25 protein-coding genes are annotated in these 23,394 nt (G+C 67.5%); 12 read left to right on the forward strand and 13 right to left on the reverse strand.

Annotated elements, in window-relative coordinates:
- The first annotated feature begins 122 nt into the window (after window positions 1–122).
- From VHP37_31045 to VHP37_31055, 3 genes are all read left to right on the forward strand, one after another.
- Window positions 123–1,079, forward strand: a complete 957-nt coding sequence (locus VHP37_31045) for an ornithine cyclodeaminase family protein (protein HEX2830813.1) — start codon at window positions 123–125, stop codon at window positions 1,077–1,079.
- Between the two features lie 169 nt (window positions 1,080–1,248).
- Window positions 1,249–2,481, forward strand: a complete 1,233-nt coding sequence (locus tag VHP37_31050) for a CaiB/BaiF CoA-transferase family protein (protein ID HEX2830814.1) — start codon at window positions 1,249–1,251, stop codon at window positions 2,479–2,481.
- A gap of 93 nt (window positions 2,482–2,574) precedes the next feature.
- The gene (locus VHP37_31055) at window positions 2,575–3,315 is read left to right on the forward strand and encodes a BON domain-containing protein (GenBank protein ID HEX2830815.1); all 741 of its coding nucleotides are present in this window, start codon (window positions 2,575–2,577) and stop codon (window positions 3,313–3,315) included.
- A gap of 91 nt (window positions 3,316–3,406) precedes the next feature.
- Here the strand turns inward: VHP37_31055 and VHP37_31060 are convergent, their stop codons facing one another.
- The 8 genes from VHP37_31060 to VHP37_31095 all read right to left on the reverse strand — a co-directional run bounded on the left by VHP37_31060 (window position 3,407) and on the right by VHP37_31095 (window position 11,479).
- Window positions 3,407–4,573 carry an enolase C-terminal domain-like protein gene (locus VHP37_31060; protein HEX2830816.1) on the reverse strand — a complete coding sequence of 389 codons (1,167 nt, stop codon included), beginning with the start codon at window positions 4,571–4,573 and terminating at the stop codon, window positions 3,407–3,409.
- A 161-nt stretch (window positions 4,574–4,734) separates the two neighbouring features.
- Window positions 4,735–5,706, reverse strand: coding sequence for a tripartite tricarboxylate transporter substrate binding protein (locus tag VHP37_31065; protein ID HEX2830817.1), 972 nt, complete (start codon window positions 5,704–5,706; stop codon window positions 4,735–4,737).
- 11 nt (window positions 5,707–5,717) lie between these two features.
- Window positions 5,718–6,680 carry a tripartite tricarboxylate transporter substrate binding protein gene (locus tag VHP37_31070; protein ID HEX2830818.1) on the reverse strand — a complete coding sequence of 321 codons (963 nt, stop codon included), beginning with the start codon at window positions 6,678–6,680 and terminating at the stop codon, window positions 5,718–5,720.
- Between the two features lie 161 nt (window positions 6,681–6,841).
- Window positions 6,842–7,474: a 3-oxo-tetronate 4-phosphate decarboxylase gene (gene otnC, locus VHP37_31075; protein ID HEX2830819.1), complete on the reverse strand. Its 633-nt coding sequence runs from the start codon at window positions 7,472–7,474 to the stop codon at window positions 6,842–6,844.
- Window positions 7,471–8,736, reverse strand: coding sequence for a 3-oxo-tetronate kinase (gene otnK, locus VHP37_31080; protein HEX2830820.1), 1,266 nt, complete (start codon window positions 8,734–8,736; stop codon window positions 7,471–7,473). The genes otnC and otnK overlap by 4 nt, the downstream gene beginning before the upstream one ends.
- Window positions 8,733–9,704: a D-erythronate dehydrogenase gene (denD, locus tag VHP37_31085; GenBank protein ID HEX2830821.1), complete on the reverse strand. Its 972-nt coding sequence runs from the start codon at window positions 9,702–9,704 to the stop codon at window positions 8,733–8,735. The genes otnK and denD overlap by 4 nt, the downstream gene beginning before the upstream one ends.
- A complete protein-coding gene (locus tag VHP37_31090; protein ID HEX2830822.1) occupies window positions 9,701–10,510 on the reverse strand; it encodes an alpha/beta hydrolase in 810 nt (269 codons plus the stop codon). Before VHP37_31090 ends, denD begins: the two co-directional genes overlap by 4 nt.
- 3 nt (window positions 10,511–10,513) lie before the next feature.
- Window positions 10,514–11,479 (reverse strand): tripartite tricarboxylate transporter substrate binding protein, encoded by a 966-nt coding sequence (locus VHP37_31095; protein HEX2830823.1) that lies wholly within the window; start codon window positions 11,477–11,479, stop codon window positions 10,514–10,516.
- A gap of 86 nt (window positions 11,480–11,565) precedes the next feature.
- On the opposite strand from VHP37_31095, the gene VHP37_31100 reads away from it, so the two are divergent.
- From VHP37_31100 to VHP37_31110, 3 genes are all read left to right on the forward strand, one after another.
- Window positions 11,566–12,654, forward strand: a complete 1,089-nt coding sequence (locus VHP37_31100; protein ID HEX2830824.1) for an isocitrate/isopropylmalate family dehydrogenase — start codon at window positions 11,566–11,568, stop codon at window positions 12,652–12,654.
- Between the two features lie 199 nt (window positions 12,655–12,853).
- Window positions 12,854–13,513: an aspartate/glutamate racemase family protein gene (locus tag VHP37_31105; GenBank protein HEX2830825.1), complete on the forward strand. Its 660-nt coding sequence runs from the start codon at window positions 12,854–12,856 to the stop codon at window positions 13,511–13,513.
- Window positions 13,514–13,576: 63 nt separating this feature from the next.
- On the forward strand, window positions 13,577–14,569 hold the full coding sequence (locus VHP37_31110) for a tripartite tricarboxylate transporter substrate binding protein (protein ID HEX2830826.1): 993 nt from the start codon (window positions 13,577–13,579) through the stop codon (window positions 14,567–14,569).
- A 178-nt stretch (window positions 14,570–14,747) separates the two neighbouring features.
- Here VHP37_31110 and VHP37_31115 read toward each other — a convergent pair whose 3' ends face one another.
- Window positions 14,748–15,248, reverse strand: a complete 501-nt coding sequence (locus VHP37_31115; protein HEX2830827.1) for a methylated-DNA--[protein]-cysteine S-methyltransferase — start codon at window positions 15,246–15,248, stop codon at window positions 14,748–14,750.
- A 2-nt stretch (window positions 15,249–15,250) separates the two neighbouring features.
- Window positions 15,251–16,696, reverse strand: coding sequence for a DNA-3-methyladenine glycosylase 2 (gene alkA, locus VHP37_31120; protein ID HEX2830828.1), 1,446 nt, complete (start codon window positions 16,694–16,696; stop codon window positions 15,251–15,253).
- Window positions 16,697–16,772: 76 nt separating this feature from the next.
- On the opposite strand from alkA, the gene VHP37_31125 reads away from it, so the two are divergent.
- Genes VHP37_31125 through VHP37_31150 form a run of 6 tightly spaced genes read left to right on the forward strand, consistent with a single transcriptional unit; the run spans window position 16,773 to window position 20,154 of the window.
- Window positions 16,773–17,246 (forward strand): GNAT family N-acetyltransferase, encoded by a 474-nt coding sequence (locus VHP37_31125; protein HEX2830829.1) that lies wholly within the window; start codon window positions 16,773–16,775, stop codon window positions 17,244–17,246.
- A complete protein-coding gene (locus tag VHP37_31130; GenBank protein HEX2830830.1) occupies window positions 17,243–17,539 on the forward strand; it encodes a hypothetical protein in 297 nt (98 codons plus the stop codon). The genes VHP37_31125 and VHP37_31130 overlap by 4 nt, the downstream gene beginning before the upstream one ends.
- Before the next feature lie 2 nt (window positions 17,540–17,541).
- Entirely contained in the window at window positions 17,542–18,150 is a 609-nt protein-coding gene (locus tag VHP37_31135; GenBank protein HEX2830831.1) for a DUF938 domain-containing protein, read from the forward strand.
- On the forward strand, window positions 18,134–19,174 hold the full coding sequence (locus VHP37_31140) for an NADP-dependent oxidoreductase (protein HEX2830832.1): 1,041 nt from the start codon (window positions 18,134–18,136) through the stop codon (window positions 19,172–19,174). Before VHP37_31135 ends, VHP37_31140 begins: the two co-directional genes overlap by 17 nt.
- Window positions 19,175–19,177: 3 nt before the next feature.
- Window positions 19,178–19,522, forward strand: a complete 345-nt coding sequence (locus VHP37_31145) for a phage holin family protein (GenBank protein HEX2830833.1) — start codon at window positions 19,178–19,180, stop codon at window positions 19,520–19,522.
- A 56-nt stretch (window positions 19,523–19,578) separates the two neighbouring features.
- Entirely contained in the window at window positions 19,579–20,154 is a 576-nt protein-coding gene (locus VHP37_31150; protein ID HEX2830834.1) for a hypothetical protein, read from the forward strand.
- A 142-nt stretch (window positions 20,155–20,296) separates the two neighbouring features.
- Here VHP37_31150 and VHP37_31155 read toward each other — a convergent pair whose 3' ends face one another.
- The 3 genes from VHP37_31155 to VHP37_31165 form a co-directional block, all read right to left on the reverse strand.
- Complete coding sequence (locus VHP37_31155; GenBank protein HEX2830835.1) at window positions 20,297–21,157, reverse strand: oxaloacetate decarboxylase; 861 nt, start codon at window positions 21,155–21,157, stop codon at window positions 20,297–20,299.
- A gap of 95 nt (window positions 21,158–21,252) precedes the next feature.
- Window positions 21,253–22,239: an amidohydrolase family protein gene (locus VHP37_31160; GenBank protein HEX2830836.1), complete on the reverse strand. Its 987-nt coding sequence runs from the start codon at window positions 22,237–22,239 to the stop codon at window positions 21,253–21,255.
- Window positions 22,240–22,317: 78 nt separating this feature from the next.
- Window positions 22,318–23,277, reverse strand: a complete 960-nt coding sequence (locus VHP37_31165) for a tripartite tricarboxylate transporter substrate binding protein (protein ID HEX2830837.1) — start codon at window positions 23,275–23,277, stop codon at window positions 22,318–22,320.
- Window positions 23,278–23,394 lie beyond the last annotated feature (117 nt).

Consider the following 23,394-nt stretch of genomic DNA (forward strand, 5'->3'; position numbering starts at 1 on the left):
TTCCCGCTTTCGCGGGAATGACGACGTTGGAAACCTTGCCGCCCGTAGATAGCTTTTTGCCTTCCTTTGCGTCCTTTGCGTCCTTTGCGTTTTATAGCTTTTCGACGTTCTAGAGCTAATCCATGACTCGATATCTCACCGAACAAGACGTCAAACAGCTCCTCACGATGCCGATGGCGGTGGAGCTCGTCGAGGAGGCGCTGCGGGCCCGTGCCGAAGGTCGAGCGACCGACACGCCGCGCGTGCGCAACCGCAACCCCGAAGGCACGCTGCACATCCTCCAGGCATCGGCGCGCGACCTGAACCGCATCGGATTCAAGGCCTACTACTCGATCCCCGGGTCGACCGGCTATCACGTCCATCTCTACGACATGAAAGTCGGTGCGCACGTCGCGATGGTCGAAGCGAGCTATCTCGGCATGCAGCGCACCGGCGCCGCGAGCGGTGTCGCGACCAAGTATCTGGCACCCAACGCTTCGGTCGTCGCGATGCTCGGCGCGGGCAAGCAGGCGGTCGGGCAGCTCGAAGCGGTGTGCGAAGTGTGCAAGGTGAGTGAAGTCCGCGTGTGGAGCCGCAAACCCGAAACTTCGGCGAAGTTCATCGATCAGCTTTCGGGCAAGCTCGGTGTGCCGATGCGCGCGGTGAACGATCCCGCTCGCGCGGTCGCGGGCGCGCACGTCATCAACGTCATCACCAAGGCCGCCGAGCCGGTGCTCAAAGGTGAATGGCTCGAGCCGGGCCAGCACATCAATGCAGCGGGCTCGAACTCGCTCATCCGGCGCGAGCTCGACCTCGCCGCGGTCAAGCGCTGCAACTACATCGTCGTCGACTCGCGCGGCACCGCGCGCAACGAGTGCGGCGACCTCCTGCCCGCGGTCGAAGGCGGCCTCGCGGACTGGGACCAGCTCACCGAGCTCGGCGAAGTCATCGTCGGCCGCGCCCCGCGCCGCACCTCGCCGCACCAGATCACGCTCTACGAATCCCACGGCATGGGCATCCAGGATCTCTACGTCGCCGACGCGCTGGTCGACCTTTCGCGCGAGCGGAGTGTAGGTGTGGATCTGCCCATCAGCCGCTGAAAACCCTTTTAACCGCCAAGGACGCAAAGGACGCAAAGGAAAAGCTAAAAGCGAAAATGGATTCCCGCCGCCGCGGGAATGACGTCGGAGTTCCTCGACGATCGATTCGCATTTGATCTCCTTTGCGTCCTTTGCGTCCTTTGTGGTCAATTGCATTTGAAGTGATCTCATGAAAAACCAATCAGGCGCCCTCTCGGGCATCCGCGTGCTCGACATGAGCCGCGTCCTCGCCGGCCCATGGGTCGGGCAGACTCTCGCCGATCTCGGCGCGGAGGTGATCAAGGTCGAGCGCCCCGGCGTCGGCGACGACACGCGCGGCTGGGGGCCGCCGTTCCTCAAGGACCGCGACGGCAGGGAGACGCGCGAGTCGGCGTACTTCCTCTCCGCGAATCGCGGCAAGAAGTCGCTCACCCTCGACATCTCGAAGCTCGAAGGCCAGCAGATCGCGCGCGATCTCGCGGCCCAATCCGACGTGCTGCTCGAGAACTACAAGGTCGGCGACCTCAAGCGCTACGGCTTGTCGTACGACGATCTCTCGGCGCTCAACCCCAGGCTCGTGTACTGCTCGATCACCGGCTTCGGCCAGACCGGCCCCTACCGGGAGCGCGCGGGATACGACTTCATGATCCAGGGCATGGGCGGCGTCATGAGCATCACCGGCGAGCGTGACGACCTGCCCGGCGGCGGGCCGCAGAAAGTCGGCGTCGCGATCGCCGATCTCATGACCGGCATGTACTCGACGGTGGCGATCCTCGCCGCGCTCCAGGAGCGCAACCGAAGCGGTCTGGGGCAGTACATCGACATGGCTCTTCTCGACACGCAGATCGCGTGGCTCGCCAACCAGAACACGAACTACCTCATCGGCGGCGAAGTGCCCCGGCGCATGGGCAACGCGCACCCGAACATCGTGCCGTACCAGACCTTCCACACGAAGGACGGCGACCTCATCCTCGCGGTCGGGAACGACAACCAGTTCAGGAAGTTTTGCGAAGCGGCGGGCATCCCCGAAGTCGCGAAGGACCCGCGCTTCATCGGTAACGTTCCGCGCCTCGAGAACCGCGAGGCATGCGCCGCGGCGCTCGCCGCCGCGATCAGGCAGAAGACGACCGCCGAATGGGTCGCGCTGCTCGAGCCCGCCGGCGTGCCGTGCGGGCCGATCAACCGGCTCGACGACGTCTACGCCGATCCGCAGGTGCAGCATCGCGGCATGAAGATCAACGTGCCGCATCCGCTGGCGGGCGAGATCCCGCTCGTCGCGAACCCGATCAAGTACTCGCGCACTCCGATCGAGTACGACGCGGCGCCGCCGCTGCTCTCGCAGCACACCGACGAGGTGCTGTCGGGCCTGCTCGGGAAGTCGGCGGAAGAGATCGCGGCGCTGCGGGCGAAGAAGATCGTATAGGGGCGGGCCCCGAACGGGGTCTGACCCTGGTTTTTGATCCCGGGAACACCGGTTGCTCCTTTTCAAGATTCACAGTCTCGAAGGAGCGACACGATGGGCCCGTTACTCCTCATCGGCGCCGCGCTCGGCGGCGCCGCGATGTATCTCTTCGATCCGCAGCAGGGCAGGCGCCGCCGCGCGCGCATCATGGACAAGGGCGTCCGCGCGCAGACCCGCACGCTGCACCTGGTCGACAAGGGCAAGCGCGACCTCGCCAACCGCGCGGGATCGATCGGCGGGCGCGCGCGCTCGCTGTTCCACCGCCGCGAGCCGGGGGACCGCGTGGTCGCCGAGCGCGTGCGCGCCAGGATGGGCCGCTACGTCGCGCACCCCGGCGCGATCGAAGTCTCCGCCACGCGCGGCTGCGTCGTCCTCACCGGGTCGGTGCTCGCGCACGAGCACAACGAGCTGATCGCCGCGATCGCCGAGGTGCCCGGCGTGCAGGACATCTACGACCGCCTCAACGTCTTCGAGCGGGCCGAACGCATCTCGCAACTGCAGGGCGGCCGGCGCCGGCGCGGCCAGCGCATGGAGCTCTTGCAGGACAACTGGGGCCCCGCGGCGCGCGTCGCCGCCGGCGCGGCCGGCACCGTGCTCGCCGCGAACGTGCTGCGCGGCGGCGTCAAGGGCTGGCTCTACGCGGCCGTCGGCGCGGCCCTGCTGGTGCGGGCGGCGACCAACAAGCCGCTCACGCGCGAGCGCGTGGAGGCGTTGCTCAACGTGACCGGACAGAGCGAATCGAGCGCGACGATGAATGACGCGGCCGCGCCGCAGAACGCCGAGACGACGCTATAGAATCGTGCGCCTCGCGATGACAGTCATTGCGAGGCGCGGCAGCGACCCTTCGACGGCGCTCAGGACAAGCTTCGCAATCCCGAGGCGCTCGTCACGCGATGATCCCTTTCATGAGCGCGTAGAGCTCGTTCTGCCCTTCGAAGCCGATCCCGGGGCGGTCGGGTAGCTTCAGCCAGCCGTTCTCGACTTTCGCGTCGTCGGCGAAGCCCGCGAACGCGCCGAACACGTCCGGATACGCTTCGCACCCGCCGAGGCCGAAGCCGCCGACGATGTGCAGCGTCATCTGGTTGCCGCCGTGCGGGAAGATCGACGCGCGGTTCCACCCGAGGCCTTTGAGCATCTCCAGCGTTCGCGAGAACTGCACGATGCCGTAGGACTGAGGCACGTCGATCTGGAGGATGTCGCGGTCGGCGCGCAAACCCCCGAAGCGCACGAGGTTCTCGATGTCCGGCGTGGAGAAGAGGTTCTCCCCGGTGCCGATGGGCGCGCCGTAGCGTGCGGCGACTTCGGCGAGCGTCGCGAACGCGAGCGGGTCGGTCGGCTCTTCGAACCAGCGCAGGTCGAAAGGCGCGAGGGCTTCGGCATAGGCCAGCGCACGGCTGCGGTCGAACGCGCCGTTCGCGTCCACCGCCAGCCTCTGTCCTTCCCCGACCACCTTCAGCGCGGCTTCGATGCGCTTCACGTCCTCGGGTATGGGCGCGCCGCCGACCTTGATCTTCATGGTCGTATAGCCCTCGGCGAGGCGCTTCCTGATCTCGTCCTGAAGGTGCTCGACGCCTTTACCGGCGTGATACCAGCCGCCGCCGACGTAGCACTGGACCTTGTCCTGCACGCGGCCGTCGCTGTAGCGCTCGGCGAGGACGCGGTGCAGCGGCTTGTCCTCGATCTTGGCGACCGCGTCCCAGCACGCGACCTCGATGGTGCCGATCGCGATCGAGCGCTCGGTGTGCCCGCCGGGCTTCTCGCGCTGCATCATCGCCGCCAGAATCTTCGCCGGATCGAGGTTCGTCCCCGCCTCGTTCAACAGGCTCTCCGGCGCCGCCTTCAGGATGCGCGGAATGAAGCGCGCGCGCATCTGCGCGCCGCACGCATAGCGGCCGGTCGAGTTGAACGCGTAACCGATCACCGGCTTGCCCCCGCGCACCACGTCGGTCTTCACCGCGACGACCGACGTGGTCATCTCGCTGAAGTCGAACGCGGCGTTGCGCATGCTCGTGTTCAGCGGGACGGCTACTTCCTTGATACCTACGATACGCATGGCTTCAAGTCAAAAGCGTTAACACGGAGGGCACGGAGGCGCACGGAGGACACGGAGGAAAGCACAGCGGGTGGTCGACATGAGGGCGGATGACGTACCGACTGCTGTAAACCACCGTGCCCTCCGTGTTCCTCCGTGCCCTCCGTGTCCAAGCTTTGTTTTTAGTCCGCCTTGATGCCCGCCGCCTTGATCACCTTCCCCCATTTCTCGATCTCGGCCCTGATCTGCGCCGTGAACTGCTCGGGCGTGCTGGCGACGATGTCGAAGCCGAGGGTCGCGACGCGCTCTTTCACGTCGGGCATGGCGAGGAGCTTCACGATGTCGGCGTGGAGCTTGTTGACGATCGCCCTGGGCGTGCCCGCCGGCAGCAGCACGCCTTGCAGCGTGTCGGCTTCCTGGCCTTTGAAGCCCGCTTCCGCCATCGTCGGTACGTCGGGCAGCGCGCTGCTGCGCTTGGCGCCGGTCACCGCCAGCGCGCGCAGGCGTTTGGCTTCGATGTGAGGCGTGGTCGGCGGCAGCGCGGTCGAGCCGATCTGCACCTGGTTGCCGACGACTGCCGCGACCGCGGGACCCGCGCCGCCGTACGGCACGCGCACCACGTCGATGTGCGTCGTCATCTTCAGGAGCTCCGCGCCCAGGTCGGGCGTCGTGCCGACGCCGGGTGTCGCGACGTTGTATTTCTTCGGCTCTTTCTTCGCCAGCGCCACGAGCTCCTGCATGCTCTTCGCCGCGACCGAGGGATGCACCGTCCAGACGTTCGGCGAAGCCGCCGCGTTCGTCACCGGGATGAAGGTCTTGTACGGGTCGTACGGGATCTTCGAGTACAGGCTCGGATTGACCACGATGCTCGAGCTCGAGATGAGGATCGTGTAGCCGTCGGGCGGCGAGCTCGCCGCGAGCCCCATGCCGATGTTGCCGCCCGCGCCCGCGCGGTTGTCGACGACCACCTGATGGCCCCAGATTTCGGTGAGCTTCTGCGCGATCAGGCGCGCGATCACGTCGGTGGGACCGCCCGGCGCGAACGGAACGATCATGCGCACGGGGCGCGAGGGATAACCCTGCTCGGCCGCGAATGCCGCGGACGAAAACGCCGCGCCGACCAGCGCGGCGGCCAATGCTTTCTGCAACTTCATGTACGAACCCTCTAGTCTGCTTTGATGCCGGCTGCCTTGATGATCTTCGCGTAGCGCGCCGCCTCGGTGCGGATGAACGTCGCGAACTGGTCGGGCGAAGTGCCGAGCGGCTGCACGCCGACCGACAGCAGCTTCTCCTTCAGGTCGGGCGCGGCGAGCGCCTTGTTGATCTCGGTGTTGAGCCTCGTGATGACGGGCCCGGGCGTGCCGTGAGCCGAGAGAATGCCGTACCAGATGTCGACGACGAGCCCGTCGAAGCCGGCTTCCTTCGCCGTCGGAACGTTCGGCATCGGCGTCGCGCGCTTCTCGGAGAAGATCGCGAGCGCGCGCGCCTTGCCGGCGTCGACCTGCGCCTGTGCCGCCGGCACCGCCATGATGAGCACGTCGACCTGGCCGCTGATGAGACCGATGAGCGCGAGCCCCGATCCCTTGTACGGCACGTGCACGAGCTTGGTGCCCGTCAGGTGCTGCATGAGCTCAGGCGCGAGGTGCGTGGTGGTGCCGACGCCGCCCGAGCCGTAGTTGAGCTTGCCGGGCTGCTTCTTCGCGACCGCGATCAGCTCTTTGAGGGTCTTCGCCGGCACGGACGGATGCACGAGCAGCACGTTCTGGATCTGCGCGACCAGCGACACCGGCGCGAGGTCCTTCTGCGGATCGTAGTTGAGCTTGGAGTACAGCGACGGGCTGATCGAGATCAGCGGGGAAGAGAGCACGAGCGTGTAGCCGTCCGGCGGAGACTTGGCGGCGAGCTCGAGACCGAGGTTGCCGCCCGCGCCCGGCCGGTTGTCGGTGATGACCTGCTGGCCCACCTGCTCGGTGAGCTTTGCCGCCAGCGCACGCCCGAGGATGTCGCTCGGGCCGCCGGGCGGGAAAGGCAGGATGATGCGGACGGGCTTGGTCGGGTAGGTCTGGGCGGTTGCGGCGCCGGTCAAACCCAGCGCGCACAGTATTGCGAGAGCTGCCTTGAATCTCATGCCTTCTCCTCAGATCTTGTCATTCGAACTTCGCGCCCCCGGGGGGCGCGCTGAGTATACGCACGTTGAATGTCAAAATGGATCCCCGCGTTCGCGGGGATGACGATTGCCGGGATTCCCGACCCGCGCCAGCGGAAGCGATCGGGAATCCATCTTGATCTTCAGGCGGGGAAGCGGCGGTTCAGCTCCGCGACCTGCTCCGCATTCAGATACCGCGTGGGCTGCCCCTGCAGGAGCAGCATGAGCTTCGCGGTCTGCTCGAGCTCTTCGATCGCGTTGACGGCTGCGTCGAGCGACGAGCCCGCGACCACCGGGCCGTGGTTCGCGAGCAGCACCGCGTGGTGCTTGCCCGCGACCTTGCGCACCGCCTCGGCGAGGCTTTCGTCGCCGGGCGGGTAATACGGCACGAGCGCAAGGCGGCCGACCTGCATGACCGCGTAAGCGGTGATCGGCGGAAACACGTTCGCCGCGTCGAGGCCGTCCATGCACGACACCGCCACCGAATGCACCGAGTGCAGGTGCACGACCGCGCCGGTCGCCGCGCGCTCCTCGTACATCGCGATGTGCAGGAACGTCTCTTTCGAAGGCTTGTCGCCCGAGAGCAGCTTGCCGCTGCCGTCGAGCCTCGATATGCGCGCCGGATCGAGCCTGCCCATGCAGGAATTGGTCGGCGTCATCAGCCAGCCGTCTTGAAGCTTGACGCTGATGTTGCCCGCGCTGCCGTGCGCGAGCCCGCGGTCGTACAGCGATTTGCCGAGGGTTGCGATGTGCTCGCGCAGTGGGTTCTCGTTCATTTCAGTAACTCGAATGCCCTGGTGAAAAAATCGTCCGCGCCGAAGTTGCCGGATTTGAGCGCGAGCGCGATCGGCTCTCCCGAGATCGTGACGGTCCACGGCACGCCGGGATCGATCTCCTGACCGATGCGCAAACCTTCGACGCCGAGCGCGGACACGACCGCGCCCGAGGTCTCGCCGCCCGCGACGACCATGCGCCGCACGCCGCCGTCGACGAGCCGTTTCGCGAGCTCGGCGAACGTGCGCTCGACGAGCTCGCTCGCGCGCTCGCGGCCGAGCTGCGACTGTGCCGCCGCGACGCGCTGCGCGTCGGCCGACGAGTAGATGAGTATCGGCTGCTCGCCGGTGCGGCTCGAAGCCCATGCATGAGCGTCCGCGGCCGGGTCCGCGGACGCCGAGATCGCGAGCGGATCGAGCTCGAACGCGTCCCACTGCTTTTTCGCTCGAGCGACCTGGCGCTGCGTCGCGGTCGAACAGCTCCCGGCGAGCACGACCGCGGGACCCGCGATGCTCGGCACGCTGTCGGCGGCGTGGCGCTTGAGCAGCCCCTCGTGTCGATAGTTGACCGGAAGCCCGAGCGCGAGCCCCGAGCCGCCCGTCAGCAGGCGCATCGACGCGCACGCCGCCCCGATCTCGCAGAGGTTCTCGTCGGTGAGCGCGTCGACGATCGCGTAGCGATAGCCCTGCGCCTGCAGCGCGCTCGCCGACGCGGAGATCGCTTCGGCGCCGCGTTCCACGGCCGCGAACGGAATGAGGCCGACGCGTCCTTCGGCCTGCTGCTGGAGCACGCGCACCAGCGACGAATCGGTCATCGGGTTGATCGGATGGTTGCGCATGCCCGACTCGGACAGCAGCTCGCCGCCGACGAACAGATGGCCCTGGTAGATCGTCCGCGCATTGGTCGGGAACGCCGGGCACGCGATGGTGAACGGCTCGTGCAGCGCTTCGAGCAGCGCGTCGGCGACCGGTCCGATGTTGCCCGCCGGCGTCGAATCGAACGTCGAGCAGTACTTGAAATAGAACTGCCGCACGCCCGCGTTCCGCAGCCATTCGAGCGCCTCGAGCGAGAGCTCGATCGCCTCGCGCGCCGGTATCGATCGCGATTTCAGCGCGACGACGATCGCATCGGCTTCGGACAGATCGAGGTCGGTGCGCGGCACGCCCAGCAGCACGACCGTGCACATGCCCTGGCGCGTGAGGGTGTTCGCAAGATCGGTCGCGCCGGTGAAGTCGTCGGCGATGCAGCCCAGTATCGGATTCATGCGTTACTCGCCGCTGCGTGCATGCGGACGATGTCCTCGATGCTTTCGTCGCGCCTGAAGCCGAGCCGGTCGGCGCGGGCGGTGTCGAACGCGGCGGGCCACGACAGCACGATGCGCTCGATCCCGGGATCGCGCTCGAAGCGCACTCGTGCGCGCGCTTCGCGGCCGGCGACGCGCTCGAGCGCCTCCAGCGCTTGCGCGACGCTCACCGTGATGCCGGGCGCGTTGAGCGTGCGGTGCGCGCCCCACGCGCTCTCGTCGAGCTCCATCGCGTGTATCAGCGCGTCGATCGCGCGGCGCGGCGACGCGATCCACATCCTCGCGTCTTCAGGCACCGGGCACACCGCGGCTTCGCCCGCGAGAGGCTCGCGCAGGATGTTGCTCATGAAGCCCGACGCGGCGCGGTTCGGCTTGCCGGGCCGGATGACGATCGTCGGCAGGCGTATCGCGCGGCCGTCGAGATAGCCTTTGCGCGTGTAGTCGTTGACGAGCAGCTCGCCGATCACCTTCTGCGTGCCGTACGAGGACCGCGGCGTCGCGGCGGTGGTGTCGACGACGGTCTGCGGCAGCTCGCCGCCGAACGCCGCGACCGAGCTCGTAAAAACCAGCCGCGGCAGGCTCGAATGCGCGCGGCACGCTTCGAGCACCGTGCGCATGCCGTCGACGTTGACGCGCATGCCGAGATCGAAATCGGCTTCGGCGCCGGCGCTCACCACCGACGCGAGATGGAACACCGCGTCGGCGTCGCGGCACACTTCGCTCACGAGATCGCGGTCGACGATGTCGCCGCCGACGCGCTTCACGCGCTCGTCGTCCAGCGCGTTGGCACCGAACGCCTGGTCGAACAGCACCAGCTCGTCGAGCCGCGTCGTGCCGCCGGGCTCGTCGGCAAGACCGCCGCGCGCGAGCAGCGCCCGAGCGACACCCTGCCCGAGAAATCCGCCCCCGCCCGTGACGAGCACTTTCATGCGCCGAGAAAATCGAACGTGCGCGACGCGACGAGATCCGCGTGGCTCCACGTCGCACAGAAGCGCGCGCCGGGGATCACTTCGCCGCGGCCGCGCGGCACCGTCTTTTCGAGCGAGGGCATGTCCTTCGTGTAGTGGAAGTGCTCGCCCATGAGGAAGAGCACGTCGCAGCCGATCTCGCGAAACTGCCCGTGCTGATCGTACGCGCCGAGCGCATGCAACGGCTGCCAGCGGTCGCGGCCGGCTTCGACCTGCGCGACGTTGATGCGGTCCATCCACGACTGATCGGCGTCGATCGGCGCATGGGTCGCGTCGTGGGCAAGCACGAAGTCGAGGGTGCGGGTGAGCGGAAATCCGGAAGCATCGCTGGGCCTGAGATGATCGCGCAGCGGCGCGTGGGCGCGCTCGCTGACGCTGCGGTCCGGATAGTACGGGCAGTTCACCAGCACCGCGCGCTCGATCCGCGACGGAAAAGACGCCGCGAGCTCCGCCGACACGAACGCGCCGGTCGCTTCGCCGAGCGCGGTCGCGCGCTCGACACCCGCCGCATCCATCGCTGCGATCGCGCACCTCGCGTAGTCGGCGATCGTCGGCTGCGCCGAGACGTGATCGGACATGCCGCATCCCGGGTAGTCGATCGCGATGGCATGGACTTTTGCAGCCAGCGCTTCGACGAGCTCGGTCATCAGCGCCGACGACTGCTGGTTGATGTGGCTCAGCACGACGGCTCGTGCGTGTCCGCGGCCTGCATGCCGGTAGTGGATGTAGCCGTAAGGCGTGTCGGCGAGGCCGCGGTCGATCTTCATGCACTAGTCCGCGTGGATGTTCGCCTGGTGCGCGACCTTGGTGAACTTCGCGATGTCGTTCCTGAAGATCGTCGCGGTCTCTTCGGGCGAGCTCGCCACGACGTCGGCGCCGAGCGAAGCCATGCGCTCCTTCACGTCGGCGAGCGCGAGGGCCTTCACCATCTCGTGGTTGAGACGCTGCACGATGTCGCGCGAGACCTTCGCCGGGGCGACCGCGCCGTACCACGTGCTCATCGAATAGCCCGGCACCGTCTCGGCGACCGTGGGGACGTCGGGCAGCACCGGCGCGCGCTTTTCCGTCGTCACCGCGATCGCGCGCACGCGATGCGCCTTGATGTGCGGGATCACCGGCGGCATGGTCGAGAAGCTCGTCATTACATGTCCCGCCAGAAGGTCGATCGCGATGGGGCCGCCGCCCTTGTAGGGAATCGGCAGCAGGTTGGTCCTGGTCATCATCTTGAACATCTCGCCGGCGAAGTGCTCGGGACTGCCGACGCCGGACGTGGCGTAGGTCATCTCGCCGGGCTTCGCCTTGGCGAGCGCGATGATGTCTTTCACCGAGCGCGCCGGCAGCGACATGTTCGCGCACAGCACGTTGGGCACGCTCGACACCACGGTGATCGGCGTGAAATCGCGCTCGATGTCGTAGCCGAGGTTCTTGTACACCGGCTTGCTCATGATGTGCGCGACCGACATGAAGAGCAGCGTGTAGCCGTCGGCGGGCGCTTCGGCCGCGAGCTTGGCCGCGAGGTTCGCGTTCGCCCCCGGACGGTTGTCGACGACGAACTGCTGCTTCATCGACTCCGAGAGCTTGGTCCCGACCGTGCGCGCCATGATGTCGGTGCCGCCGCCGGGCGCGAAGCCGACGAGTATGCGCACCGGTTTCGCGGGATATGCCTGCGAGAACGCGTTCCCGCAGGACAGAACGGTGAGTGCGGCAAACGCTGCGAATAGCTGAGAACGAGCCATGAGTCCTCCTCTGTCGGGTTTTTATCTACAATAGCCCAGCCTTACGTCCTGCCGCAAACTCCCCGCAACCGGAAAGAAGAAATCGCATGAACATACTCGTCCTGCCCGGCGACGACATCGGGCCCGAGATCACCGCCGCCGCGGTGTCGGTGCTCGAACGAGCGAACGCCGTGTACTCGCTGGGTCTCCAGCTCACGACGCGCGACGTCGGCATGGCGAGCTATCGCAAGATCGGCACGACGATGCCCGAAGCCATCGTCGAGGAAGCGCTGGCCGCCGACGGCGTCGTGCTCGGCCCGTGCGGCATGACCGAATATCCGCCGCGCGAGCAGGGCGGCATCAACGTGCCCGGCACGATCCGGAAGCGCCTCGACCTCTACGCGAACATCCGCCCGGCGCGCAGCCGCCCAGGCATCGAGCGCGCGCTGCCGAAGCTCGACTGCCTCATCGTCCGCGAGAACACCGAAGGCTTCTATTCCGACCGCAACATGTTCCTGGGCAGCGGCGAGTTCATGCCCACGCCCGACGTCGCGCTGTCGGTGCGCAAGATCACCGCGAAAGCGTCGAAGCGCATCGCCAAGGTCGCGTTCGAGTACGCGGGCCGCCGCAGCAGGCGCGTGACCGCGGTCGGCAAGCGCCACGTGCTCCAGTTGTCCGACGGGATCTTCATCGAGCAGACGACGGCAGTGGCCCAGGACCATCCGCAGGTGACCTGGCGGGAGATGGACATCGACGCGATGGCGGCGGACATCTACACGCGGCCCGAGCGTCACGACGTGATCCTGATCACCAACATGTTCGGCGACGTGCTGTCGAACCTCGCGGTCGCGATGTCGGGCAGCCTCGGCCTCGCCGCGGCGCTCAACGCGGGCGACGAGCACGTCGTCGCCAACGCCGGACACGGCTCGGCGCCGGACATCGCGGGCAAGGACATCGGCAACCCGACCGGATTGATACTCTCGACCGCGATGCTGCTCGACGCCCTCGGACACCGCCGCAACCGCAAAGAGCTTTCCGAAGCCGGCCGCGCGATCGAAGCGGCCGTCGACGCGGTGCTCGCGAACCGCGCAAACCGGACCGCCGACCTCGGCGGCAAGACCGGCACGCGCGCTTTCGGCGCTGCGGTCGTGGCCGAGGTCGAGAAGAGCGCTCAACGCCTCGCGCAAACCGTTTAAAAGCAATAAACCGCCAAGGACGCAAAGGACGCAAAGGAAGGCAAAATCGTCATTGCGAGGAGCGATAGCGACGAAGCAATCCCGTTGCGAACGAACGGCGTGCGCCACGAGATCGCCACGCGCCTTCGGCGCTCGCGATGACAGCATGTAGGCTTTCCTTTGCGTCCTCTGCGGTAAAAAACGCCTTTTCAAAACACTTATGCAAGCACCCCGTATAGCCCTCATCCACGCGACCCCGGTCGCCATCGAGCCGATCGTCTCGGCGTTCAAGCGGCTGTGGCCGGCGGCGCGCACGACGAGCCTGCTGGAAGATTCGCTCGCGCCCGATCTCGCTGCCGACGGCAAGCTCACCGACGTCATGATCGAGCGCTTCGTCACGCTCGCGCGCTACGTGCGCGGCTGCGGCGCGGACGCGATCCTCTTCACCTGCTCCGCGTTCGGCCCGGCCATCGAAGAGGCGCGCAGGCAGCTCGACGTGCCGGTCCTCAAACCCAACGAAGCGATGCTGGACGAGGCGCTCGCCGCGGGCACGCGGATCGGCCTCATGGCGACGTTCGCCCCGAGCATCCCGTCGCTCCGGCAGGAGCTCGAGGATCTCGCTGCGGAAAAAGGCCTGAAGCTCTCCATACGGACGAGCGCGATTCCGTCCGCCCTCGCGGCGCTGCACGACGGCCAGCCCGGCGAGCACGATCGCCTGATCGCTGCCGCCGCGGAAGAGATGGAGGACTGCGACGCGCTGGTGCTCGGCCAGTTCTCGATGGCGAGCGCCGCCGACGCCATCCCGAAGAAGCGCGGGCGCAAGGTGCTGACCAGCCCCGCATCGGCGGTGCTGCGTCTGAAGTCGACCCTGGGGAGCTGACCCCGCCCAATTTCCTCCGGCGCGCACGTAAAATGCTGCGCTCTCACAAGGAGGGAATTTCCCATGAAGTTGCGTTTCAGCCGCCTCGCTCTCGTGCTGGCGGCCGCGTTCTCACCCGCGGCGCACGCGCAGGTGATCAAGGGTCCGGGCGACTATCCGAACAAGCCGGTCCGCCTCGTCGTGCCTTTCGTGCCGGGCGGCCCCACCGACATCCAGGGCCGCATGCTCGCCGAGAAGATGGGCCAGCGCATGGGCCAGCAGGTCATCGTCGACAACCGCGGCGGCGCCAACGGCAACATCGGCATGGAGATCGTCGCACGCGCACCCGCCGACGGCTACACGCTGGTGATCGCGACCGTCGGCACGTGGGCGGTCAACCCGCACCTCTACAAGCTGCCGTTCGACGTCACGAAGGACTTCACGCCGATCACCCAGGTGTCGACCTCGCCCGGCGTCCTCGTCGTGCACCCGACGGTCAACGCGAAGAGCGTGAAGGAGCTGATCGCGCTCGCACACGAGAAGCCCGGCGCGCTCAACTACGGCTCGTCCGGCATCGGCGGCTTCGGCCACATCTCGGGCGAGCTCTTCTGCATGATGGCCAAGGTCAAGATGACTCACGTGCCGTACAAGAGCTCCGCGCCGTCGCTGACCGATCTCATCAGCGGCCAGATCCAGGTGCTGTTCAACAACATGATCTCGACCGTGCCGCATCTGAAGACGAACCGGCTGCGCGGGCTCGCGACGACGGGCAAGAAACGCTCGCCCGCCCTGCCCGACCTCCCGACCGTCGCGGAAGCCGGCGTGCCGGGCTACGAGAACTCGTCGTGGTCGGCCGTCGCCGGCGGCCCCGGCATGGCGAAGCCGCTCCAGGCGCGTCTGCACAAAGACCTCGTCGAGATCCTCAAGATGCCGGACGTGCAGGCGAAGCATGCCGAAGTCGGCGCGGAGATCATCGCGAGCACGCCCGAGCAGTTCCACGCGTACCTGAAGAGCGAAGTCGCGAAGTTCGGCAAGCTCATCAAGGCGACCGGCATCAAGGCCGCGGCGAACGGTTGATGTAAACGAACGGGCGGCGCACGCCGCCGGCGCTCGCAGCCCACGAGCGCGCCGCCCTGAGGCGCGAGCTTGCCGAATGCGCCTCGGACGAAGAACGTCAGGCCCTGCGGCAGCGCCTCTCCGAGCTCGAGCAATTCATCGCGCTCAGGCTGGAAGGGATGCGCGCGAGCGGCAAGCTCTAGACGGCCGCTAACAGGTCGGCGGTGCGCGATTCGAGCGCGAGCAGCGCGCGCTTGCGATGGAGCCCGCCCGCATAACCGGTGAGGCTGCCGGTCGAGCCGACGATGCGGTGGCACGGCACGATGATCGTCAGCGGATTGCGTCCGGTCGCCGCACCGGCCGCTCGCACGCTGGCGGGCGACCCCGCGCGCCGTGCGAGCTCGCCGTAGGTGATGGTCTCGCCGAACGGCACGGTCGATATCGCATTCCACACCGTGCGCTGAAAGTTCGTTCCGTGCGGCGCGAGCACGAGGTCGAAGCACTCGCGCTCGCGAGCGAAGTACTCCGAGAGCTCGCGCTTCACCTGACGCAGCGTCGGATGCTGCGCATCCCGCTTCCACGCCGCGGCGATCTGCGGGTAATACTTCTCGCCTTCGAAGTGCACGCCCGAGAGGCCTTCGTCCGAGGCCGTCAGCAGCATCTGGCCGTGCGGGCTGTCATAGAAATCGTAGTACTCCATCGTCACTCCTTCACAAGCGATTGCCAGAGGTGCATCACCGCGTACGCCCGCCACGGCCGCCACGCTTCGCCCGCCGCGAGCACGCGCTTCGCATCGGTCTCGCCGAGCGCTTTCATCAACGCGAGATCGATGTGCGGGAACGCGTCGGGCCACGACAGCGCGCGCATCGCGACGTATTGAGCGGTCCACTCGCCCACCCCAGGCAGCGCGCGCAACGCCGCGAGCGTGGATTCGACGTCGGCGTTCGGCGCGAGCGCAAGCTCGCCGTCCGCCACGGCGCGGGCGAGCGCCGCGATCGATCGCGCGCGTGCGGCCGGCATGCCGACGGCGCCGGCGATGCGCGTCGGGGCCGCCTCGGCGATACGCGCAGCCGTCGGAAAGAGCGTCGCGAGCGTCTCGAACGGCGTATCGATCCGATCCCCGAACGCCGCCGCGAAACGCCCCGCGAGCGTGCTCGCTCCGGCCACGGTGACCTGCTGGCCGAGGATCGCGCGCACCGCGAGCTCGAAACCGTCGAACGCGCCCGGCACGCGCAAGCCCGCATGGCGTTTGCCGAGCGTGCCCAGCGCCTTCGCCACTTCGGCGGGCTGGCACGCGAGGTCCATCAGCGACTTCACGCGCGAGATCACCGGCGGCACCGCCCTGGCGAGCGACGCGGCCACGGTCACTCGCAGCGTCGGTTTCTTCGCCGACATCGCGACCGCGATCCAACCGGTGTGTTCCTTGCCGCCGCTTTCGATGCGCACGGTGCGTCGATAGACGCCGTCGTCGACCGCCTCGACCCCCGCGATGGCGCGCGCGCCGAGGAACGACAGCATCGCCGACCAGTCGAACGGCGGCCTGAACGCGAGCTCCAGCTCGAGCACGTCGCTCGCGCCCTCGGCCTGTCGCTGCTGCCGCCGCAGGTCGCCCGGGCGCAAGCGATAGCGCTCGCTGAACAGCGCGTTGAAGCGCCGCACGCTGTTGAAGCCGCTCGCGAACGCGACGTCGGTGACGGGCAGCGCGGTGTCGGTGAGCAGGCGCTTGGCGAGCAGCAGCCGCTGCGTCTGCGCGAATTCCACCGGCGACACGCCGAATTCGGCGCCGAACGCGCGCCGCAGGTGGCGGTCGGTGATGCCGAGCCGCCCCGCCAATGCGTCGAGCCCACCGTCGGCGAGCGTCCCGTCCTCGATGAGGCTCGCGGCGGCCTGCGCCAGGCGCGTGGTCGCATCGACGCTCGCGTTGCCCGGCGCAAGCTCGGGCCGGCAGCGCAGGCACGGCCGGTAGCCGTTCGCTTCCGCCGCCGCCGCGCTCGGAAAGAACGTGCAGTTCTCGCGCTTCGGGGGTTTCACCGTACACACCGGCCGGCAGTAGATGCGCGTCGACGAGACCGCGACGAAGAAGCGCCCGTCGAATCTCGCGTCGCGCGCTGTCAGCGCCCGGTAGCAGATGCGGGGATCGAGAGACATGAGCCGATTATCGGCGTTCCGCCGCGCGCTGTCTGGCCGTTTTCGGACATCGGAGCGCGTGCCGCATAATCGCGCCATGTCCTCCACGCTCGAAATCGGCGTCGCCACGCGCGACGATCTGCCCGAGATCGTTCGCCTGCTCGCCGACGATCCGCTCGGCGCGAAACGCGAAACGTATGCCGTGCCGCTGCCGGACGCCTATTACGCCGCGTTCGACGCCATCGCCCGCGACGACAACAACGAGCTCGTCGTCGCGCGCAGCGACGCGCGCATCGTCGGCGTCCTCCAGGTCACGTTCATTCCGAACATCACGTATCGCGGCGGCTGGCGGGCGCTGATCGAAGGCGTTCGCGTCGCCGCCGACGCGCGCTCGGCGGGCGTCGGCCGAGAGCTCGTGTCCCGGGCGATCGAGCGCGCGCGGGCGCGCCGCTGCCACATGGTCCAGCTCACGTCCGACAAGACGCGGCCGGATGCCATCCGTTTCTACCAGGATCTCGGGTTCGAGGCGTCACACGAAGGTCTCAAGCTGCATCTGGAGCGCAGCGCGTGAGCGCCGCCTGGATCGCCCCGCGCACACGCGCTGTCGCGGGCGCCATTTCCGCGGCGATGGTCGTCGCCGCGTTCGCCGCGGCGCCTCGGTCCTGCGAAGGCGGGTTGGAGCTTTACTTCGTGGCCGGACTCGTCGGCGTGGCGGCGCTTGCGGCGCTGCCGTTCATCGCTCGTGCGGGCTGGCCGGCGGCGAGCTGTATCGGCCCGGCGGCCGGCTACGCCGGCTTCGGCGTCGCCGTCTGGATCGCCGCATTGTTCATCGCGAACGTGCGCATCCTGTGCAGGTTGTTTTGAGCATGACGCGACTCACGAGCCCTGCCTGCGACCGCAACAAGGAGCCGATCCTCGAGGTGCTCCGGCGCGTGCTGCCCAAGAGCGGCCTCGTGCTCGAGATCGCCGCCGGCAGCGGCCAGCACGCGGTCCATTTCAGCCGCGCGCTGCCGATGCTCACCTGGCAGCCGAGCGACGCCGATGCGGCCGCGCGCGCTTCGATCGAGGCGTGGGCGGCCGGCGAAGCGCTGCCGAACCTCATGCCGCCGATCGAGCTCGACGTGCGCAGAGAGCCGTGGCCGATCGAGCGCGCCGATGCGATCGTGTGCGTCAACATGATCCACATCTCGCCGTGGACAGCGACGCTCGCGCTGATGCGCGGCGCGGGCGCGATCCTCCCCGGGGACGGCGTGCTCTACCTGTACGGACCGTACCGCGTCGGAGGCCGGCACACCGCGCCGAGCAACGAAGCGTTCGACGCGTCGCTCCGCACGCACGACGCCGAATGGGGCGTGCGCGACCTCGACGATGTGGTAAAAGTGGCGGGCGCCGAAGGCCTCGCGCTCGTCGAGACCGCGGCCATGCCGGCGAACAATCTTTCCGTCGTATTCCGCAAACATGGCGACAGTTCCTGAGACCCAGAAGCAGTGGCGCCTCGCGTCCTATCCCGACGGCCTGCCGACCGAGGGCAACTGGACGCTTTCCGCAGGGCCGGTGCCGGCGCCGAAGCCGGACCAGGTGCTCGTGCGCGCGATCTATCTGGACGTCGCGCCTTACATGCGAGGGCGCATCAGCCCGCAGAAGAACTACGCCAAGGGTGTCGCGCCCGGTGACGTCATGCTCGGCGGCGGCATCGGCGAAGTGGTGGAGTCGAATTCGCGGCAATACAAGCCCGGCGACCTCGTCGTCACCGATTTCAGCTTCGGCTGGCAGGAGTATTCGGCGATCCATGCGGGCGCGGTGCGCAAGGTCGATCCCGGCGTCGCGCCGCTGCCGTACTGGATGGAGGCGTTCGGGCTCAACGGCACGACCGCATACTTCGCGCTGCTGGATGCGGGCCGCATCCGGCCGGGTGATACGGTGGTGGTCTCCGCTGCGGCCGGCTCGGTCGGCCAGATCGCGGGACAGATCGCGAAGCTCGCCGGTTGCCGCGCGGTCGGCGTCACGAGCTCGCCGCAGAAAGCCGCTTTCTGCCGGGAGCTCGGTTACGACGACATCGTCGATTACCGCGCGCAAAGCGCGCACCTGCCGGCGGCGATCCGCCGGGCGTGCCCGAACGGCGTCGACGTCTACATCGACAACACCGCCGGCGCGATCAGCGACGCGGTCATGCAGAACCTCGCGCCCCACGCTCGCGTCGTGCTGGTGGGCTCGATCAGCCTCGCGGGCAGGTTCGGACAGCCCGACATCGGCCAGCGCTTCCACCGCCAGACGCTGATCGCGCGCGCGACGATCCAGGGCTTTCTCGTCAGCGACTACACCGCGCGCTACCAGGAGGCGCGCGACCGCCTCGTGAGCTGGTACAGCGCGGGCGCGCTGAAATCGAAGTTCGACATCGCCCACGGCTTCGAGAACCTGCCGAAAGCCTTCCTGCGGCTCCTCAACAGCGACAACGTCGGCAAGCAGATGGTGCAGGTCGGCGACGATCCGTCGCGTTAAGTCATGCGCATACTACTCGTCTGGCTCGTCAACGCGCTCGCGCTGATCGCGGTCGCCTATCTCGTGCCGTCGATCAGCGTCGACAGCTTCGGGGCGGCGCTGATCGCCGCGCTCGTGCTCGGGCTCGTCAACGCGGTGATACGGCCGGTGCTCGTGCTGCTGACGCTGCCGGTGACGGTGGTCACGCTCGGCCTTTTCATCCTCGTCATCAACGCGCTGCTCTTCTGGTTCGTCGGCTCGATACTGTCGGGCTTCCACGTCGCGGGATTCTGGGGCGCGTTCTTCGGATCGATACTCTTCAGCATCGTGTCGTGGCTCCTGTCCGCGCTGGTGCTGCGGGACAAATGAAGCCGCGCCGACGGATCGTCTGCGCCGCCGCCTTCGGATTACTGTTATTGCCTACGATGTCCAACGCTGAAGAAACCGCATGGGTCGAGGCGAGCGCGCTGCGCCTCGTCGTGCGATCCGACGATTATCTCGCTCGCGCGCGAGCGGCGCTGGGCGCGGACGGGCCGACGCTCGTCGAGCGGCCGCTCGCCGGGAACCTGCACGTGACGCTGGTGCTCGACCTGCCGAGCTCCCTGCGTTCGGTCGACGGACGTCACCTCGAGGCGCTCAAGCTCACTGCGGACCAGGCGTTCGAGCTGGCGGCGAAGAACACGCTCGCCGTGCTCCCGCCCGTCTCGGAATCGGCGAAGCCGGTCCAGCGCGGCCGCATCGGACATGTCTCGGGGAACGTCTACGAAGTCGGACGCGTGGCGATCCATTCCGAATGGGCGGGGCTCGCCGCGGCGCAGGGCGGCACGCTGCTCATCGCCTTGCCGACGACCGATGTGGTGCTCTATCTCGCAGATGCGAGCCCCGCCGCCATCAGCGCATTGCGCAAGCTCGCCGAGCAGTTCAGGAGTAAAGCGTCGAATTCGATGTCGTCGGCGGTGCTGAGGTGGGCGAAGGATCGGTGGGAGCTGGTCGAACCGTGAAATGAAAAAGGCCGGCATCGCCGGCCTTTTTGTTGCGAACGTTTCGCGATTGCTTCGTCGCTGGCGCTCCTCGCAATGACAACCGAGGCTGTCATCGCGAGGCGGCTCCGATAGGAACGCCGTGGCGATCCCGTGGCGCACGTTACCGCAGCCAGTCCTTCTGCCACCCCTTCCAGATGTCGTTGCGCGTCATCGCGTTCATCTCGTCGTTCGACGCGATCTTGTCCTTGAGCGCCGCCGGCGCGCCGCCCTTGTGCAGGTGCTCGTACACTTCGCGCAGCGCCTTCACCGCGGCGGCGATGGGCTGGTGGCCTTGCAGGAGGATGCGTGCGCCGGCCGCGGCGAAGTCCTCGCGCTTGATCGACGCGGGCGCCGAGCCGACGATGATCGGCAGCTTCGTCGCGTCGTGCACCGCTTTAACCTGCTCGATGGTCTCCACGCCGACGAGGAAGATCGCGTCGACGCCGCATTGGGCGTACGCCTTGGCTCGCGCGAGCGCGCCTTCGAGGCCTTCCACCTTCAGCGCCGACGTGCGGCCGGCGATGACGAGCGACGGATCGCTGCGCGCGGCGAGCGCGGCTTTCATCTTGCCCACGCCTTCGGGGATCGAGATCAGCTCTTCGCCGCCGGTGTTGCCGAAGCGCGTCGGCAGGATGGTGTCCTCGATGCTCATCGCCGACACGCCGGAGTGCTCGCATTCCTCGACCGTGCGCATGACGTTGAGCGCGTTGCCGTAGCCGTGGTCGGCGTCGACCAGGAGCGGGAGGTCGGACGCGCGCGTGATGCGGCGGATCTGGTCGGCGAACTCGGTCATGGTCAGCACGATGAGATCCGGCGCGCCGAGCGTGCTGTTCGACGCGACCGAGCCGGCGAGCATGCCGATCTCGTAGCCGACGCTCTTCGCGACGCGCGCGGACAGCGCGTCGTAGACGCTGGCGGGGGAAAGACACTGGTTGCCGGCGATCAGCTCGCGCAGGCGGTTGCGGCGTTCGGTGTGGGTCATTTTTAAGTTCCGTGAAATGTGAAATGTGAAACGTGAAACGGGGTGAATACGGGAAAGCGCGAAGTGAGAAGATCCGTTTCACGTTTCACCGTCATTCAGTCCTCCCCCAGCAGCGACAGCGCCGTGAGACTGCAGACATATTCGCGCTCGCTGGCCGACAGATCGGGTATCGAGTCTATCGCACCCATCAGGTCCGGCGGGCCCATGTCGAACGGGTGGTCGCTGCCGATGACGACGCGGTCCGCGCCGACCCTGTCGATGAGATGGCGGGCGGCCTGCGGGTCGTGCGTCAGCGCATCGAAGTAAAAGCGGCGCAGCAGCTCCGCGGGCGAGGTCTGAGTCTTCGCCCTGGGCTCGGGGCGCACGTTGAAGCCGTGGATGAAGCGGCCGATCTGGTAGGGCACGTAGCCGCCGCCGTGCGGCAGCAGGAATTTCAACGTCTTCAGCTCGTCGAGCGCGCCGCTGTACATGAGGTGCGCGACCATGAGCGTGGTGTCGAGCGGGAAGCCGACGAAGTTCGAGAGGTAGTACTCGCCCATCCCGCCCTGCGCGAGGCACTGGTACGGATGGGTGAAGACGAAGCAGCCGAGCTGCTCGATGGTCTTCAGCACTGTCCTGAACTTAGGGTTGGCGAGCTCGACGCCTTCGATCGAGGTGCCGACCTCGACCGCCTTGAACCGGTATTCCTTGACTACGCGCTCGAGCTCGGTCACCGCGGCGTCGGGGTCCTGCATCGGCAGGTGCGCCATGCCGCGCAGGCGATCGGGACGCTTCGCCACCATCTGGGCGATGCCGTCGTTGGCGAGCTTCGCCGCTTCGAGGCCGATCTCGGGCGACAGCCAGTAGAAGTAGATCGGCGGCCCGACCGAGATCGCAGCGACGTCGAGACGGTTGCGATCCATCCACTCGACCTTCGCGTCCGCGTCGTAGAACACCGGCGCGAGCTCCGCGAGGCGGCCATGGCTGTTGAACCAGCGCTTGCCGTCCTTCTCCTCGATGCCCATGCCGTAGCGGTCGGGGTTTTTCGAGAGCGCGTCGACGACGGTGGGGGGAACGACGTGGTTGTGGAGGTCGATATTCATCGGTAACTGCGTGAACGGTTCATGCGCTCGAAACACCCGTTCACTTATTCACCCGTTCACTCGTTCACGCTTTTGCCTTCAATCAGCCTTGATCCCCGCCGCCCTGATCACCTTCGCCCACTTCTCGGTCTCCGACTTGATGATCGCCGCGAACTCCTCGGGCTTGTTGCCGACGGGCTCGGCGCCTTCGCTCATGAAGACGTTCTTCACGTCGGGGCTGTGGAGTATGCGCGCGGTCTCTTCATTGAGCTTCGCGACGATCGCGCGAGGCGTCTTCGCCGGCGCGAGGAAGCCGTTCCACGGGCCATGATCATAGCCGGGCACACCCGATTCGGCGATCGTCGGAATCTCCGGCGCGGCGGGCGAGCGCTTCGCGGTCGTCACCGCGATGCCGCGCAGCTTGCCGCTTTTCAGATGCGGCAGCACCGACACGATCGTGGCGAAGTTGAGCTGCACCTGGCCGCCGAGCAGCGCCTGCACCGCGGGACCGCCGCCCTTGTAAGGGACATGGACCATGTCGATCCCGGTCATGTACTTGAAGAGCTCCGCCGAGAGATGGGTGCCGGTCGCCGCGCCGCTCGATCCGTAATTGATCGATCCCGGCTTGGCCTTCGCCAGCGCGACGAGGTCCTTCACCGTCTTCACCGGGAGCGTCGGATGCACCGTGAGGAGGTTGGGAAACGACGAGAGCTGCGTGATCGGCGCGAAGTCGCGGATCGGCTGGAACGGCAGGTTCTTGTGCAGCGTCGGATTGAGCGTGATCGACGAGGCGACGACGAGCAGCGTGTAGCCGTCGGGCGCGGCTTTCGCGACGAGATCGGTGCCGACGATGCTGCCCGCGCCCGGGCGGTTGTCGACGACGAACGGCTGGCCGAGCGCGGCGTTCAGCCGCTGCGCGATCAGCCGCGCGGTGAGATCGGTCGACGCGCCGGGCGACTGCGGCACGATGATGCGGACGGGCTTGATCGGGTAGCTGGTCTGGGCGTGTGCGGTGACGCCGAGAGCCGATAACGCGGTGACGGCAAGTACGCGGTGCATCAGGACCCCTCCGGATTGGTAGCGCAGGCGCCCCGCCTGCTTCCTGGCTTCGGATTTTGATGCAGGCGAGCGCGCCTGCGCTACGCCATAGGATTTGATCGTGCGCCACGAGATCGC

It is taken from the genome of Burkholderiales bacterium (assembly GCA_036262035.1).
Lineage (GTDB): Bacteria > Pseudomonadota > Gammaproteobacteria > Burkholderiales > SG8-41 > JAQGMV01.

Bases quoted from the DNA above. Each gene is read 5' to 3' on its own strand.
- VHP37_31140 (HEX2830832.1), top strand. From the start codon at position 18,134: ATGGCGACAGTTCCTGAGACCCAGAAGCAGTGGCGCCTCGCGTCCTAT.
- VHP37_31125 (HEX2830829.1), top strand. From the start codon at position 16,773: ATGTCCTCCACGCTCGAAATCGGCGTCGCCACGCGCGACGATCTGCCC.
- VHP37_31150 (HEX2830834.1), top strand. From the start codon at position 19,579: ATGTCCAACGCTGAAGAAACCGCATGGGTCGAGGCGAGCGCGCTGCGC.
- VHP37_31110 (HEX2830826.1), top strand. From the start codon at position 13,577: ATGAAGTTGCGTTTCAGCCGCCTCGCTCTCGTGCTGGCGGCCGCGTTC.
- VHP37_31045 (HEX2830813.1), top strand. From the start codon at position 123: ATGACTCGATATCTCACCGAACAAGACGTCAAACAGCTCCTCACGATG.
- VHP37_31165 (HEX2830837.1), bottom strand. From the start codon at position 23,277: ATGCACCGCGTACTTGCCGTCACCGCGTTATCGGCTCTCGGCGTCACC.
- VHP37_31055 (HEX2830815.1), top strand. From the start codon at position 2,575: ATGGGCCCGTTACTCCTCATCGGCGCCGCGCTCGGCGGCGCCGCGATG.
- VHP37_31065 (HEX2830817.1), bottom strand. From the start codon at position 5,706: ATGAAGTTGCAGAAAGCATTGGCCGCCGCGCTGGTCGGCGCGGCGTTT.
- VHP37_31155 (HEX2830835.1), bottom strand. From the start codon at position 21,157: ATGACCCACACCGAACGCCGCAACCGCCTGCGCGAGCTGATCGCCGGC.
- VHP37_31090 (HEX2830822.1), bottom strand. From the start codon at position 10,510: ATGAAGATCGACCGCGGCCTCGCCGACACGCCTTACGGCTACATCCAC.
- VHP37_31050 (HEX2830814.1), top strand. From the start codon at position 1,249: ATGAAAAACCAATCAGGCGCCCTCTCGGGCATCCGCGTGCTCGACATG.
- VHP37_31105 (HEX2830825.1), top strand. From the start codon at position 12,854: ATGCAAGCACCCCGTATAGCCCTCATCCACGCGACCCCGGTCGCCATC.
- VHP37_31095 (HEX2830823.1), bottom strand. From the start codon at position 11,479: ATGGCTCGTTCTCAGCTATTCGCAGCGTTTGCCGCACTCACCGTTCTG.
- otnK (HEX2830820.1), bottom strand. From the start codon at position 8,736: ATGAATCCGATACTGGGCTGCATCGCCGACGACTTCACCGGCGCGACC.
- VHP37_31160 (HEX2830836.1), bottom strand. From the start codon at position 22,239: ATGAATATCGACCTCCACAACCACGTCGTTCCCCCCACCGTCGTCGAC.
- VHP37_31100 (HEX2830824.1), top strand. From the start codon at position 11,566: ATGAACATACTCGTCCTGCCCGGCGACGACATCGGGCCCGAGATCACC.
- otnC (HEX2830819.1), bottom strand. From the start codon at position 7,474: ATGAACGAGAACCCACTGCGCGAGCACATCGCAACCCTCGGCAAATCG.
- VHP37_31115 (HEX2830827.1), bottom strand. From the start codon at position 15,248: ATGGAGTACTACGATTTCTATGACAGCCCGCACGGCCAGATGCTGCTG.
- VHP37_31145 (HEX2830833.1), top strand. From the start codon at position 19,178: ATGCGCATACTACTCGTCTGGCTCGTCAACGCGCTCGCGCTGATCGCG.
- alkA (HEX2830828.1), bottom strand. From the start codon at position 16,696: ATGTCTCTCGATCCCCGCATCTGCTACCGGGCGCTGACAGCGCGCGAC.
- VHP37_31070 (HEX2830818.1), bottom strand. From the start codon at position 6,680: ATGAGATTCAAGGCAGCTCTCGCAATACTGTGCGCGCTGGGTTTGACC.
- VHP37_31135 (HEX2830831.1), top strand. From the start codon at position 17,542: ATGACGCGACTCACGAGCCCTGCCTGCGACCGCAACAAGGAGCCGATC.
- denD (HEX2830821.1), bottom strand. From the start codon at position 9,704: ATGAAAGTGCTCGTCACGGGCGGGGGCGGATTTCTCGGGCAGGGTGTC.
- VHP37_31060 (HEX2830816.1), bottom strand. From the start codon at position 4,573: ATGCGTATCGTAGGTATCAAGGAAGTAGCCGTCCCGCTGAACACGAGC.